12 protein-coding genes are annotated in these 15,156 nt (G+C 67.7%); 8 read left to right on the top strand and 4 right to left on the bottom strand.

Annotated features, from left to right (window positions below; translation table 11 throughout):
• Positions 1-16 precede the first annotated feature (16 nt).
• A complete protein-coding gene (locus tag FOE78_RS14140; RefSeq protein WP_143986866.1) occupies positions 17-1,273 on the bottom strand; it encodes an MFS transporter in 1,257 nt (418 codons plus the stop codon).
• On the bottom strand, positions 1,270-2,196 hold the full coding sequence (locus FOE78_RS14135; protein ID WP_210414583.1) for an aldo/keto reductase: 927 nt from the start codon (positions 2,194-2,196) through the stop codon (positions 1,270-1,272). The genes FOE78_RS14140 and FOE78_RS14135 overlap by 4 nt, the downstream gene beginning before the upstream one ends.
• 84 nt (positions 2,197-2,280) lie before the next feature.
• Between FOE78_RS14135 and FOE78_RS14130 the strand changes: the two genes are divergently transcribed.
• The 8 genes from FOE78_RS14130 to FOE78_RS14095 all read left to right on the top strand — a co-directional run bounded on the left by FOE78_RS14130 (position 2,281) and on the right by FOE78_RS14095 (position 11,829).
• Positions 2,281-5,562: a heavy metal translocating P-type ATPase gene (locus tag FOE78_RS14130; RefSeq protein WP_143986865.1), complete on the top strand. Its 3,282-nt coding sequence runs from the start codon at positions 2,281-2,283 to the stop codon at positions 5,560-5,562.
• A gap of 89 nt (positions 5,563-5,651) precedes the next feature.
• Positions 5,652-6,134 carry a CBS domain-containing protein gene (locus FOE78_RS14125; RefSeq protein WP_143986864.1) on the top strand — a complete coding sequence of 161 codons (483 nt, stop codon included), beginning with the start codon at positions 5,652-5,654 and terminating at the stop codon, positions 6,132-6,134.
• Positions 6,131-7,423: an ArsB/NhaD family transporter gene (locus tag FOE78_RS14120; protein ID WP_143986863.1), complete on the top strand. Its 1,293-nt coding sequence runs from the start codon at positions 6,131-6,133 to the stop codon at positions 7,421-7,423. Before FOE78_RS14125 ends, FOE78_RS14120 begins: the two co-directional genes overlap by 4 nt.
• A gap of 102 nt (positions 7,424-7,525) precedes the next feature.
• Positions 7,526-8,407, top strand: a complete 882-nt coding sequence (larE, locus tag FOE78_RS14115; protein ID WP_143986862.1) for an ATP-dependent sacrificial sulfur transferase LarE — start codon at positions 7,526-7,528, stop codon at positions 8,405-8,407.
• A complete protein-coding gene (gene larB, locus FOE78_RS14110; RefSeq protein ID WP_143986861.1) occupies positions 8,400-9,092 on the top strand; it encodes a nickel pincer cofactor biosynthesis protein LarB in 693 nt (230 codons plus the stop codon). The genes larE and larB overlap by 8 nt, the downstream gene beginning before the upstream one ends.
• Complete coding sequence (gene larC, locus FOE78_RS14105) at positions 9,089-10,321, top strand: nickel pincer cofactor biosynthesis protein LarC (protein ID WP_143986860.1); 1,233 nt, start codon at positions 9,089-9,091, stop codon at positions 10,319-10,321. The genes larB and larC overlap by 4 nt, the downstream gene beginning before the upstream one ends.
• Before the next feature lie 26 nt (positions 10,322-10,347).
• The gene (locus FOE78_RS14100; RefSeq protein WP_143986859.1) at positions 10,348-11,208 is read left to right on the top strand and encodes an aldo/keto reductase; all 861 of its coding nucleotides are present in this window, start codon (positions 10,348-10,350) and stop codon (positions 11,206-11,208) included.
• A gap of 249 nt (positions 11,209-11,457) precedes the next feature.
• Positions 11,458-11,829, top strand: a complete 372-nt coding sequence (locus tag FOE78_RS14095) for a PaaI family thioesterase (protein WP_143986858.1) — start codon at positions 11,458-11,460, stop codon at positions 11,827-11,829.
• A 221-nt stretch (positions 11,830-12,050) separates the two neighbouring features.
• Here FOE78_RS14095 and FOE78_RS14090 read toward each other — a convergent pair whose 3' ends face one another.
• Both FOE78_RS14090 and FOE78_RS14085 read right to left on the bottom strand, forming a co-directional pair.
• On the bottom strand, positions 12,051-14,348 hold the full coding sequence (locus FOE78_RS14090) for an MDR family MFS transporter (protein ID WP_143988802.1): 2,298 nt from the start codon (positions 14,346-14,348) through the stop codon (positions 12,051-12,053).
• 9 nt (positions 14,349-14,357) lie between these two features.
• A complete protein-coding gene (locus FOE78_RS14085; RefSeq protein WP_143986857.1) occupies positions 14,358-15,020 on the bottom strand; it encodes a TetR/AcrR family transcriptional regulator in 663 nt (220 codons plus the stop codon).
• Positions 15,021-15,156: the final 136 nt, after the last annotated feature.

The following is a 15,156-nucleotide window of genomic DNA, read 5'->3' as shown; positions in this document are numbered from 1 at the left end:
TCCATTGGGCTGAGCTTCAGTGCACGGCCGCTCGAGCCCGGCCGCTGCGGGCGTACAGGCCGACGACCAGCGTGCCGACGATGAAGATGGCGGCACAGATCGCCACCGACTGGGTGGTGCCGACCAGCAGGCCGAGCCCGCTCAGGGTGGCGCCGCCGACCACTCGCAGACCGCTGCCGAACATGCCGAACACGCCGAACACCCGGCCGCGATCGCCCGGCGGCGCCTCCAACTGGACGATGCTCTGGGTGATCGACATCGACGCCATGTTGGCCACGCCGCCGATCAGCAACGCGATCACCGCGACGACATAACTGCCAGTGGTGGCGAAGATCAACGTGGTGACACCGAACATCGCGGTGCCGATGATCGCCCAGGACAGGTTGGGTTTGATCGCACCGGTCGCCTCCAGCAGGAAGCCGCCGAGCACCGCGCCGGCGCCGTTGGCGAACAGCAACACCCCGTACGCGAGTCCGGCGGTGCCGGCACCGAGCTTGCCGGCGAAGATCGGCATCGCCACTTGCAACGATCCGCCGATGGTGACCGCCGCCAACCCAGCCAGGATGATCATGCTCACCAGCACGCGGTTGGCCCGGACCTCCCGCAACACCCGGACCGAGTCGACGATCGTCACCTTGGGGCGTTCGATCCCGGCGTCCCGGGTGTGACCGGTGTACGGGATCTTGAACATCAAGATCATCATCGGCAGGTAGAACAACACGTTGGCGAAGATCCCCAGCGACGGTCCCAGCCCGAGCAGCAGCGCGGAGCCGACCGCCGGACCGAACAGCACACCGAGGCTGCGGAAGGTCGCGTTCAACCGGACCGCGCTGGGCAGGTCCTTGCGTTCGACGAAGTCGTGCAGCATCAGCTGTTCGGCTGGTCCCCACATCGACCCGGCCATCCCGTGCAGGACCAGCAGCACGCAGGCCTCCCACATCTGCAGCGAGCCGGTGGCGAACAGCACGCCCCACATGATCGAGACGAACATGAACAGGCCCTGGGAGATCTGGATCAGCCGGCGGCAGTCGTACTTCTCCGCCAGGGTGCCGAACCAGACCGAGAACAGCAGGAACGGCAACCAGTGACTGATCACCTCGAAGCCGACGAGCGCGGGGGAATGGAACTTCTCCCACAGCACCCAGTACGTGATCACGTGCTCGTTGTTGTCGCCCATCATCGACAGACCGGCCGTGAACAGGTACGGCCGGGAGTGCCGATTGCGCAGGGCGGCGAACTTGACCGGCGCCCCGGTGCCGGGAGTCTGCGTCACGGGACGACGTAACCGGCGGCCTTGAACAGGCCGTACCACTCCTCGCGGGTCAGCGGGACCTCGGAGCCGGCGGCCGACTCGCGCACCCGTTCCGGCTTGGTGGTGCCCAGCACAACCTGGATGTCGGCCGGATGCCGGGTGATCCAGGCGACCGCGATCCCGGTCGGGGTGACGTCGTACTTCTTCGCCAGCGCATCGAGTTGATCATTGAGCTCGGCGTAGTTCTCCCGATCACCGATGAAGACACCGTCGAAGAAGCCCTTCTGGAAGGGACTCCAAGCCTGCAAGGTGATCTCGTTCAGCCGGCTGTAGTCGAGCAGCCCGTTGTCGCGGACCACCGACTGCTCCAGGCCGGCCATGTTGGCCGCGATCCCGGAGGCGAACAGGGGAGCGTGGGTGATGCTCAACTGCACCTGGTTGAAGATCAACGGCTGCCGGACCGACTTCTTCAGCAACTCGATCTGTCCCGGCGTGTGGTTGGAGACGCCGAACGTCCGCACCTTCCCGGCACTGTGCAGCTGCTCGAACGCGGCGGCGACCTCGTCCGGCTCGACCAGGGTGTCGGGACGATGCAGCAGCAGGGCGTCGAGGTAGTCGGTGCGCAGCGCCGTCAGCGACTCGGTCACCGACGCGACGATGTGCTCGGCGGAGAAGTCGAAGTAGCCGGGCCGGATGCCGACCTTGGACTGGATGATCACCGACTCGCGCTCCGACGCGCTCAGGGTGATCGCCTCGCCGAAGCGACGCTCGCACCCATGATCACCGCCGTAGATGTCGGCATGATCGAAGACGTTGATGCCGGTGTCCCGTGCGGCGGCGACGAGCTCGCGGATCTGCTCGTCGTCCAGCGACGAGATCCGCATCAGTCCGAGGACGACGTTGGAAGCGGCGAGATTGCTGTTGGCCGGGTGCAGGATTTTCACGCCGTCATCATCCTCCTCGCGGTTCGGTGGCCGGCAGTGGGCGTCTCACTGACAACCCGTACCCCGTGGGGGTATAGTGCCGGCATGTCCACCGCGTCACCGACCCGATCCGGCTCCGACCCAGCCCTGGCCAGCCGGGTGCTCGACATCGACGGGATGACCTGCGCGTCCTGCGTCGGTCGGGTGGAGAAGGCGCTGTGCAAGGTCGACGGGGTCAGCGACGCGACCGTCAACCTGGCTGCCGAGACCGCGACCGTACGGTTCGAGCCGGGTGCGGTCGAGGTGCAGCGGCTGGTCGACGCCGTCACCAAGGCCGGGTACGTCGGCACGCCCCGGACACCGCCGAAGCCGGAGTCGTCGGCGACGACCGCCGGGGCGGACGAGACGAGCGAGTCGGCGAGGCAGGAGTTCGCGCCGGCGACCGATCCCGCACTCACCGGGCTGAAGCGGCGCTGGCAGGTGGCGCTGATCGCGGCCGGGGTGCTGATGGCCGCGATGTACGTTCCGATCTACCCCGACGCGATGGACTGGCTGATGCCGGCGATGCTGGTGGTCGCCACCGCGGTCCAGTTCTGGGCCGGTGCCGACATCTACCGATCCGCCTGGCAGGCCGCCCGGCATCGCAGCACCACCATGAACACGCTGGTCGCGCTCGGCACCGTGGTCGCGTACGGCTACAGCGCCTTCGTCACCCTCTGGCCGGGGCTGGCCGAACGCTGGGGGCTGCCGCTGCACGTCTACTTCGAGACCGCGTTGGCGATCATCGGGTTCGTGCTGCTCGGCCGCTGGCTGGAGCGGCGCGCCCGGCATCGTACGGTGTCGGCGATCCAGGCCCTCGTAGGACTGGCGCCCAAGACGGCGACGGTGATCCGGGACGGTCGGGAGACCGCGATCGGAGTTGATCAGGTCCGGTCCGGTGACCTGGTCCGGGTCCGGCCGGGGGAGAAGATCCCGGTCGACGGGGTGGTGACCGACGGCGGTTCCACGGTGGACGAGTCGATGATCACCGGGGAGAGTCTGCCGGTGCGCAAGCAGGCCGGCGATCAGGTGATCGGCGCGACCATGAACGTGACCGGTTCGATGGTGATCACCGCCACCGCGGTCGGCGAGCAGAGCACCCTGAGCAAGATCATCCAACTGGTCGAGGACGCGCAGGCTTCCAAGCCCGCCTTGCAAAAGCTGGCCGACCGGATCTCGTCGATCTTCGTCCCGGCGGTGTTGATCATCGCCGCCGGCACGTTCGCGGCCTGGATGATCTTCGGCCCCGAGACCGACCGGCTGACGCTGGCGATCACCACCACGGTGGCGGTGTTGATCATCGCCTGCCCGTGCGCGCTCGGGCTGGCCACACCAACCGCGGTGATGGTCGGCACCGGCCGGGCTGCCGAACTGGGCATGCTGATCAGCAGCAGTGAGGCACTGCAGACCGCGCACAGACTGGACGCGGTGGTGCTGGACAAGACCGGCACGATCACCGCGGGCCGGCCGACGGTGACGGCGGTCGAGCCGACCGGCGAGCTGACCGAGAACGAATTGCTGGCGTTGGTCGCCGCGGTCGAGACCGGCAGCGAACACCCGCTGGCCGCTGCGGTCACCGCTGCCGCGGCCGACCGCGGGCTGTCGCTGGAGCGCACCGACGACTTCACCGCGGTTCCCGGCCAGGGCGTACGGGGTGAGGTCGGCGGCCGTACGGTCCTGGTCGGCAACCGTGCGCTGCTGACCGGAGCCTCGATCGATCCCACACCGCTGACGGCGGCCGCGGCCGAGCGGGCCGCCGGCGGCGCGACGCCGATGTTCGTCGCGGTCGACGGCCGGCTGGCCGGCCTGCTCAGCGTGGCCGACCCGATCAAACCCGAGTCGGCGGAGGCGATCGCCCAGCTGAAGGCGCTCGGATTGGCTGTCTGGATGCTCACCGGCGACAACGCCCGGACCGCGGAGGCGGTCGCGAGCCAGGTCGGCATCGACAATGTGATCGCCGAGGTGTTGCCGGCCGACAAGGCCGCTCGAGTGGCGGAGCTGCAGGCCGACGGCCGGTTGGTCGCGATGGTCGGCGACGGCATCAACGACGCACCCGCGCTGGCCACCGCCGACCTGGGGATCGCCATCGGCACCGGCACCGACGTCGCGATCGCGGCTTCCGACATCACCTTGCTGGGTGGCGATCTGCGCGGCATCGTGGCCGCGATCGGCCTGTCCCGGCGGACCGTCAGCACGATCAAGCAGGGCCTGGGCTGGGCGTTCGGCTACAACCTGCTGTTGATCCCGGTCGCCGCCGGTGTGCTGTACGGGGTGAACGGACTCCTGCTGGACCCGGTGCTGGCCTCGGCCGCGATGGCGATGAGCTCGGTCTCGGTGGTCACCAACGCGCTGCGGCTGCGGCGCTATCGCCGACCGAACACCGCCGAGGAAGTCGCCCATCCGCCGCTGAGATCGCGGGTCGGTGGCTACGCGTACTTGATCACGGTGGCCGTGCTCGCGCTCGCCATCGGCGCCGGATTCACCTGGGCCAGCCGGACCGAGCCGGCCCAGCGAGGGATGAACGGGATCCTCGCCTGGAGTCAGGGCATGGGCATGCCGGCCCGGCCGGCGATGAGCGTGATGGAGACCACCGACACCCCGCCGGTGCCGGCTCACGAGGCCGGCGTACGGGTCGAACTCGACCGCGCCCGGTCGTTGCGCCCCGGCACGCCCGCGACGCTGACGCTGCGACTGATCGACGAGCAGACCGGCCGGCCGATCACCGATCTGGTTCGTACCCATCAGGTCTGGGCGCACCTGATCATCAACCGGACCGACCTGGGCACCTTCAGCCATCTGCATCCGGAGCCGACCGGGCGAGCCGGCGAGTTGCGGGTGACAACCAACTTCCCGACCGGCGGCGAGTACAGCCTGCGGACCGAGTTCCGGCGTCAGGGGCAGATGACCGACATCCTGGACGAGCAGCGGGTGCGGGTCTCGGGCGACGCACCGGCGGCCGCTGCGCAGCCGGCGACCGACGTCCGCAGCGCCACCGTCGGCGGCGTGACGGTCCGACTGGACGGTGACGCCGTGGCGGGCGGGGTGAGCGACTTCGACCTGCACTTCACCGACGCCTCCGGACGTCCGGTGGACGACCTCGAGCCGTACCTGGGTGCGGCCGGGCACGTGGTGATGATCAAGTCCGACGACGGCTGGTTCGCCCACCAGCATGCCGAAACCACAGACGATCGTGGCCGGCCGGTGTTCGCCCTGCCCGGCACCAGCTTCGGCCCGGACCTGACGCTGCATGCCGACTTCCCGGACGCGGGGACGTACCAACTCCGGGCCCAGTTCGCCCTGCCCGACGGCCGGGTGATCACCGCCCCCTTCACCGTCCACGCCCACTGACCGACCTGTCAGCGTCAGGAAGCGCCACAGCGCCTTCTGACGCTGACAAGTCGGGCTACTAGGGTGTCTCGGGCTACGGAAGGACACGCATGCGAGCACGCGACATCCAGGTCGAGACCCCGATGATCAGTCGGCGAAGTTCGGTGGCCGAGGCCAGCCGGATGATCGCCGACCGCGGCAAGATCGGCGTCGTCGTCGCCGATGATCGCGGTACGCCGCTGGGCATGATCACCGCGCTGGATGTGTTCCGGCTGGCATTGCCGGACTATCTGCTGGACGACTCGTCGCTGGCGGCAACCCTGGACGAGCAGGCGATCGAGGAACTGATCGCGCCGCTGCGGGACAAGACGGTGGCCGAGGTGATCGCCGACCAGGCGGTCCGACTGCGACCAGTGCCAACGGTGGACGCGGATGCGACCGTGCTGGAGATCGCCGCCGTGTTGGTGTCCGCCGGTTCGATGATCGCGGTGGTCGGGGCTGCCGGCCGCGACGGGGCGCGCGTGGTCACCTTGCCGATCGTGCTCGATGCCGTGCTGAACGTGGCCGGGCCGGCCTCGGGTGAGCACGGATGAGCGTACAGATCGTCCTGGCCCTGTTGATCTTCGTCGCCGTCTACTTCTTCATCGCCACCGAGAAACTGCCCCGGGTCACGGTTGCCCTGGCCGGTGCGGCGGCGATGGTGCTGATCGGTGCTACCGACGCCGAACACTCCTTCTTCTCCGAGGAGACCGGCGTCGACTGGAATGTGATCTTCCTGCTGCTCGGGATGATGATCATCGTCGGCATCCTGCGGCAGACCGGCATCTTCGAATTCTTGGCCATCTGGGCCGCCAAACGGGCTCGCGGGCGGCCGTTCGTGATCATGGCGATGATGATCGTGATCACCGGCGTGCTGTCGGCATTCCTGGACAACGTGACCACTGTGCTGTTGGTGGTACCGGTGACGATCTTGGTCTGTGATCGGCTCGGCGTGCCGCCGATCCCGTACCTGATTGCCGAAGTGATGGCCAGCAACATCGGCGGTGCGGCCACCCTGATCGGTGATCCGCCCAACATCATCATCGCCAGCCCGAGCCGGGGCAACCTGTCCTTCAACGACTTCTTGATCAACACGGCGCCGATCGTGGTGATCCTGTTGGCGGCCCTGATCGTGTTGTGCCGCTTCCTGTTCCGGTCGGCCTTCGTCTACAACCCCGAACGGGCAGCCCGGGTGATGGCCCTGAACGAACGCGAAGCGCTGCGGGACAAGGTGTTGTTGATCAAGTCGCTGGTCGTGGTCGGTCTGGTGCTGGCCGCGTTCGTGCTGCACTCGGTGATCGGCTTGGACGTGTCGGTGGTGGCGCTGCTCGGCTCCGGCTTGTTGATCTTGCTCACCCGGCTCGGCAACGCGAAGAACTTCTCCGAGGTCGAGTGGGAGACCCTGCTCTTCTTCGCCGGGCTGTTCATCATGGTCGGTTCGCTGGTCAACCTCGGCATCATCGACGCTGTCGGCAAGGCCGCCGGCGATCTGATCGAGGGCCACTATCTGGCCGGTGCCCTGGCGCTGCTGGTCGGGTCGGCGGTGCTCAGCGGGATCATCGACAACATTCCGTACGTGACCACGATGGCGCCGCTGACCGCCGACCTGGTCCAGGCCGGCGGTGACGTGGCCAAGCCGCTGTGGTGGGCGCTGGCGCTGGGCGCAGACCTGGGCGGGAACGCGACCGCGATCGGTGCCAGCGCCAACGTGGTGATGATCGGCATCGCCAAACGCAACGACATCGACATCACCTTCTGGGGTTTCACCAAGTACGGCCTGATCGTGACCGCGATGACGATCGCGATCTGCATCCCGTACCTGTGGCTGCGCTACTTCGCCTGAGCGCCCGGCGGCTCGGATCCGGATCCACCCCACCGCAGCACGGCGGCTCGCGATGCGGCAGACTGAACGGTGGTCCGGCAGCCGTCACGAAGGGGTCAAATCATGACGTCGCAATCAGCCGCGGTGGACGACCCGGCCACCGTCCAGGCAGAGATCGGGATCCAGGACGAGCTCGAGGCACTGCGGCGGCAGTTCGCCGGCGTCGGCCGCCTCGGTGTTGCGTTCTCCGGCGGCGTCGACTCGTCGGTGCTGCTCGCCGCCGCGGTCCGCGAGCTCGGCGCGGATCGGGTGATCGCCATCCTCGGCGTCTCGCCCAGCCTGGCCACCGCCGAACGTGCCGCGGCGCACGAGGTCGCCCGCTTCATCGGCGCCCCGGTGATCGAGGTGGAGACCCACGAGGGTGAACGCCCGGAGTACCGCGCCAACGGTGCCGATCGCTGCTACTTCTGCAAGGACGAGCTGTTCACCCGGATCGATGATCAGCTGGTGGCCGAGCACGGGTTGGACGCGATCGCGTACGGGGAGAACGCCGACGACGCGCTGCGTCCGGACCGTCCCGGCGCCGCCGCGGCCAGCCAACATCGGGTGCTGCGGCCACTGGCCGCGGCCGGTCTGGACAAGCAGGCGGTACGCCGGCTGGCGCGGGCCTGGCGGCTGCCGTCGGCCGACAAGCCCGCCGCGCCCTGTTTGGCATCGCGGATCCCGCACCACCAGGAAGTCACCCCGGAGAAGTTGCAGCAGATCGATCAGGCCGAAGCCGCTCTGCGGGAGCTGGGCTTCACCGACTTCCGAGTCCGACACCACGGCGAGATCGCCCGGATCGAACTGCCCACCGACGACCTCGTGCGGGCCGTGACCCCGCCGCTGAACGGCGACATCCGCCGCGCCGTCCAACGCGCCGGATTCCGTTACGCGGCAGTGGATCTGGCCGGAATGCAGTCCGGCGCCTTCACCCTCACCGTCCTGGGCCAGCGCGATGCCTGACCCCCTGGAGGACATCGCGACCCTCGACTTCGCCCGGGCCGCCCGCCGCGGCTACCCGGAGGCGGTGCTCTGCGAACCCAAATCGATCGACCAGGTGGCGACGATCGCCCAGGCCGTTGCCGACCGCGCCGCCGGATCTCCGGACCAGATCACTCTGTTCACCCGGGCCACGGACGACCAGGCCAAGGCGATCCTCGGGGTGCTGCCGGACGCGTCCTGGGACCGGACCGCACGATTGCTGGCCTGGCCGCCGACCCCACCCGAGCCGACCGGCGATGCGGTGCTGGTGCTCTGCGCCGGCACCTCCGATCTGCCGGTGGCCCGGGAGGCACTGCTGACCGCCCGCTATCTGGGGCGTTCAGCCGAGTTGGTCGTCGATGTCGGCGTGGCCGGACTGCATCGGGTGCTGGGCAAGCTCGATCAGTTGCGCCGTGCCCGGGTGATCGTGGTCGCCGCCGGGATGGACGGCGCCCTGCCGAGCGTGGTCGCCGGCCTGGTCAGCTGCCCGGTGATCGCGCTGCCCACCTCAGTCGGCTACGGCGCCGCGTTCGGCGGCATCGCACCCCTGCTGTCGATGCTCAACGCCTGCGCGCCCGGCGTCGCCGTGGTCAACATCGACAACGGGTACGGCGCCGGCCACCTCGCCGCCCAGGTCGCCGCCCCGAGAACCGAGGAAGCTCTGTGACCCAACGCCACGCCTGGATCGACGCATCCGCCGGAGTCGCCGGCGACATGCTGCTCGGTGCACTGATCGATGCCGGTGCCGACGTCGAGTTCGCGCAGCGCTGCATCGACCAGGTGCTGCCCGACTCCGTACGGCTGCGGACCGAGCACGTCACCCGGGCCGGCATCGCGGCGATCAAGGTGCACGTCGACGTACTCGTTGCCGACCCGCCGCACCGGACCTGGCGAACGATCTCGACCATGCTGACCGATGCCGGGCTGCCCGAGCCGGTGCGGACTTCGGCGACCGCCGTGTTCGCCCGACTGGCGGAAGCGGAGGGCCGAGTGCACGGGGTGCCGGCCGACGACATCCACTTCCACGAGGTCGGCGCGCTGGACTCGATCGCCGACGTGGTCGGAGTCTGTGCCGGGATCTTCGACCTGGCGATCGACCAGCTGACCGCGAGCAAGGTGGCCGTCGGCTCCGGTTTCGTCCGGGCGGCGCACGGCCGGATCCCGGTGCCGGTGCCGGCGGTCACCCGGCTGGCCGACGGCTGGACCCTGTTCGCCGGGGGCGAGGGCGAGCTGACCACACCGACCGGAATGGCCTTGCTGGCAACGCTGTGCGCCGAATGCACAGACCTGCCGGCGATGCGGCTGCAGACCGTCGGGCTGGGTGCCGGCACGAAGGACTTCGCCGGGCACGCCAACGTGACCCGACTGCTGATCGGAGAGCGTACGGAGGTGGCCGGGGTCGGTGCCGGTGACCCGGCGGTGGTGCTGGAAGCCAACGTCGATGATCTTGATCCACGGCTGTGGCCCGGTGTGCTGGCCGACCTGATGGCCGGCGGGGCCTCCGACGCCTGGCTGGTGCCGATCATGATGAAGAAGGGCCGTCCGGCCCATACCCTGTGTGTGCTGGCGCATCCGTCGGCGACGGCCGGGTTGCGGGAGTTGATCTTGACCCGGACCAGCACCATCGGCGTACGCCAGCAGGAGTATCGCAAGTTCGCACTGCCGCGAGCCTGGTCCAGGATCAGACTCGGTGACGGCCAGGTGATGATCAAGATCGCCCATCGAGACGGGCTGATCAAGCAGGTGACGCCGGAGTTCGACGACGTCGTCGCAGTGGCTGCGGCGGCCGGGAAGCCGACCCGGGTGGTGCTGGCCGAGGCGATCGCCGCCGCGCAGCACGCCGGGCTGGTGATCGGCGTACCCGTACCGGAGAACGCCCGCACAACACCCCACTGAATCCCCATCCCAGAAGGGATCTGGCAATGATCGAAACCCTGTCCTTCGGTCGTACCGGCCACGAGTCGACCCGCATCATCTTCGGCGCGGCAGCGCTGGCGGAGGTCAGCCAGGACGATGCCGACCGGACCCTGGACCTGATCCGCCGGCACGGCATCAACCACATCGACACCGCCGCCAGCTACGGCGCCGCCGAGGATCGGCTCGGTCCGCACCTGCAAGATCATCGCGACGACTACTTCCTGGCGTCCAAGACCGGAGACCGGACCGCGTCCGAGGCGTACGCGTCGATTCAGCGTTCGCTGGAACGGATGCGGACCGATCACCTGGACCTGATCCAACTGCACAATCTCGTCGACGAGGACGAACGGCGGACCGCACTCGGCACCGGGGGTGCGTTGGAGGCGTGTGTCCGGGCCCGCGACGAGGGGCTGGTCCGGCACATCGGGATCACCGGACACGGTGTCACGGTGGCCCGTCAGCACCTGAAATCCCTGCGGGTGTTCGATTTCGACTCGGTGCTGCTGCCGTACAACTATCCGATGACGCGGAATCCGGACTACCTCGCCGACTGGGAGGAGCTGTACACGTACTGTCAGGAACATGACATCGCGGTGCAGACGATCAAGGCGATCACCCGCGCGCCCTGGCAGGAAGGGTCCGAGCATTTCGCCAGCACCTGGTACGAGCCGCTGCGAGACCAAGCCGCCATCGACACCGCGGTCGGCTGGGTCCTCGGCCGCCCGGGCATCTTCCTGAACACCGTCGGCGACATCGACATCCTGCCCAAGGTGCTGGACGCCGCCGAACGCTTCACCGAGCGCCCCGACGACGCCGCGATGACCGAGTTGGAACAGGCCTGGGGGATGGAGCCGCTCTTCGTCTGAGCAGACTGTCGCTGCCTGACCCTGGTGTCGCCTCATTCGCCGATGGCAGGAGGTAGCGCACTCATAGTCGCCCAATGGAGACCGTAACCTCCTTGGATCCCTGAGCTCGTACGAGGTTGTCTGGATCGCCACACGGGTGCTCGGCGGCATCCACTACCCGACTCCGGCTTGCTGGAGTTGGTGTGGCTGACCTCGGCCACCGGGCGGGCTGACTTGCGTGACGAAAGTGCGGAAATTCCACGCCGAACCATGCACCTTCGTTCCGCAGCTTTGATCTTGGTCTGCCTGCTGCAGGTCTCCCGGGTGCATGTGGGGAGGTGCGCGTTTCCACCCCGCAACGCGATCGGTACGGTGCACGGCGGCGTGATCGCCTCCTGGCTGGACACCGCGATGGGGTACGCGATTCAGAGCCGACTGGACATCGGCATCAGTCTGACGACCCTGGACATTCAGGTCCGCTACCTGCGAGCGATCCAGGCGAACGACCCTCCGCTGCGGGTGATCGGCACTGCCGAACACGTCGGTCGGACCACTGCGACCGCTCGCGCCGAGGTACTTGATGATCAAGATCGGCGGCTCGCCACCGCCACCACCAGCTGCCTGATTCTCCGCCGGGACTGACGAGCAACCGCAGCAGCCGCGCGCGAAATCGACTCGCGCAACCGATACTTCCGTACTGCATCACAGCCGCGCGCAAGATTCACTCCGGCAGCCGATATTTCGCGCGCGCCGGTCGGTTTTGGGTGCGGGAGTGGCGGACGACCGGTTGCCGAGCGATGACCAAGGGCCCGGGACGGATGATCATCCGTCCCGGGCCCTTCTTGTCGGTCCCGCCCGCCAGCTCAGATGCTGTCGGTCGCCCGATCCTGCTCGGCGCTACCGAGCTGGTGGGAGACCGCACCGGTCAGCTCACGCTCCACGCTGCGTAGCCGTTCGATCCGCTTCTCCAGCTCGACCCGCTGCTGATCGGCCTCGGCGAGGGTCCGTTCGGCCTCCTGCTGCGCCAGCTTGGTCACCCGGTCGGCGGTCTGCTGGCTGTCCAGCAGCAGGTTGTACTCGTACTGCCGCAACTCGTCACCACCGGAGCCCTGCGGAACCGGAGCAGGATCCAGCCGGCCGCTGAGCAGCTCGTCGCGGATCTGCTGCAGCTCCCGGTGGAAGCCGCCGATCGCTGCGTCGAACCGGTGCGTGACGTCGTCCAGCTGCGCACCGACCCGCTCGATCGTCCGCGCCCCGGCCAGGTCCTGAGCGCGTACCTGTTGCTGCGCCGCGGTGAGCACGTCCAGCGCCGCCACGGACAGCCGCTCGGCCGGATCGTCGAGCTCTTCGGGATTCCAGCCCGACGCTTGATCAACTTCGACGCTGCTGCCGTTGATGATCTTGGACTGCTCGGTGATCATCGCATGCGCGCCGACCGGCAACGCCTCGTCATCGCGGCCGCGCAGCAACTCGTGATCAAGATCATCATCCGAGCCCACAGTGATCGCGATCGGCCGATTCACCGTCGCGACCTCGGTCGCCGCCGGGGCAGCCGCCGGAGCTGCCACAGACCCGGCCGCAGCCAGCGCAGCACCCTCGTCAGCGGATTCGAGCAGGTCCGCGCCGGAGCCCTCGATGGTGGTGGCCAGCGGCTTCTCCTTGACGAAGAACACCAGGATCAGGGCAACCAGCAGCAGCGGAGCCAGGTAGAGGAAGATCGGCGTCAGCGCATCGTTGTACGCACCGACGATGATGTCCTGGATCTGCTGTGGCAGATGCTTGACCAGGTCCGGAGTCAGCGAGTTGGCACCGCCGGCGCCCTGCATCGCCTGAGCCGGCATCCGCTCGGTCAGCAGGTCGGTCAGCCGGCTGGTGAAGATGCTGCCGACGACGGCCGAACCGAGCGAGGCACCGATCTGACGGAAGAAGTTGTTCGAGGCGGTCGCCGTACCGACTTCCCTTGCCGGGAACGTGTTCTGCACGATCAGGATCAGGTTCTGCATGCCGACGCCGATGCCGGCGCCGAGCACGAAGATGTAGGCCATCAGCACCCACAGCGGGGTGTCCACGGTCAGGGTCGACAGCAGCAGTACGCCGCCGGTGGTGATGATCATGCTGACGATCGGCGCCCACTTGTACTTGCCGGTGCGGCTGACGATCTGACCGGAGATGATCGAGGTGATCAACAGACCGGCCACCATCGGGATCAGCATCAGGCCGGACTCGGTGGCGCTGACGCCCTGAGACATCTGCAGGTAGGTCGGCATGTAGCCGATCGCACCGAACATCGCGATCGCGATGATCAGACCGGCCACCGTGGTCAGGTTGAAGTTGCGCTGCTTGAACAGGTGCAGCGGGATGATCGGCTCCTTGGCGAACTTCTCCGCGATCACGAACAGCACACCGAAGACCGCGGTGACGCCGAACAGACCGAGGATCTGCCAGGAATCCCAGTCGTACTTGTTGCCGCCCCAGCTGGTGGCCAGGATCAGCGCGGTGACGCCGACGGCCATGGTGGCGATGCCGAGGATGTCGATGTTCGGCTTCTGATCATGCTTGGGCAGCTTGAGGAAGAGGACCGCGGCCAGGATCGCGACGATGCCGAGCGGGACGTTCAGCCAGAAGCCCATCCGCCAGGACAGGCTCTCGGTGAACCAGCCGCCCAGCAGCGGGCCGACGACCGAGGACAGGCCGAAGACGGCGCCCATCACGCCCATGTACTTGCCGCGTTCGCGGGCCGGGACGACGTCGGCGATGATCGCCTGGGCCAGCAGCATCAGGCCGCCGCCGCCGAGGCCCTGGATGGCCCGGCCGATGATCAACACCGTCATGTCGTTGGCCACTGCGCCGACCAGCGAGCCGCCGACGAAGATGCTCAACGCGATGATCAACAACGACTTGCGGCCGATCAGGTCGCCGAGTTTGCCGTAGATCGGCATCATGATCGTCGCGGCCAGCAGGTACGCCGTGGTCACCCACAGCATCTGATCAACACCGTGCAGGTCACCGACGATGGTCGGCAGCGCGGTGCTGAAGATCGTTTGGTCCAGCGCCGCCAGGAACATGGCGACGAGCAGACCGGCGAAGATCGGCACCAGGTGCCGTCCGCCCTTCTTCTCTTGGGGTTCGGCCACCGCCTCAGCGGTGACTGCTTCAGTCATTGTCACGTGTCAGGCTTCCTTGATCCGGGCGAGCAGGGTGAGCAGGTCGTCCGTGATCTGCTGCGGAGTGGTTTCGGGCTTTTCGGCCCAGAGCTTCATCGCGTGGCGGGCGATGCCCCACCACAGGTTGACGATCAACCTGGCCTCGTCGATGAGGCGATCGTCGGAATCGGCTTGTTCTGTTGGGTTTTCCGACTCCGCGGCAGCGGAGTCGGCGACCTCGGGAAGTCCGTGCTGCACCCGGAGCCGGCGCAACACCAGGGCGGCGATCTCGGAGTCCTTGGTGGCGATCTTCTCGGCCTGGGAACGCATCAGTTCCGGGGTGGTACGGATGATCTGTCGCCGATCGCGCCACAGGTCAAGATCAACTTCACCGGCGTCGTTCAGCGCCCGGGTCATCATCCGGGTCAGATCGCTGAGCACATCGCCCTCACGATGATGGACGAACGCCTCGATGATCTCCGGCGACGGGGCCGGCGGCGGCGGTCCGAGGATCGCGCTCTCCTTGGAACCGAAGTAGTTGAAGAACGTTCGCTGCGAGGCCATGCTTTGCTCACAGATCATGTCCACGGTGACGTTGTCGTAGCCGTGCTCCAGAACCAGAGCGACGGCCGCCTTCTCGATGGTCGAACGGAGCAGCTCGCGCTTCTTCTCGCGCAGGCTCGTACTCATGGCAGCGCCTTCTCACTTCAGCTATGGCGGGTTCTCGATGGATCTGCTTCAGACACCCGATCGGGTGGAGCGTCGACCCGCCGTTGGGCTCTGAGCTTTGACGCTGACCTCATTCTATGCAGTGACTGCACGAATG

The sequence above is a fragment of the Microlunatus elymi genome (assembly GCF_007362775.1).
In the GTDB taxonomy this organism is placed as follows: Bacteria; Actinomycetota; Actinomycetes; order Propionibacteriales; family Propionibacteriaceae; genus Microlunatus; species Microlunatus elymi.
This window is presented reverse-complemented; position numbering and strand designations above follow the sequence as displayed.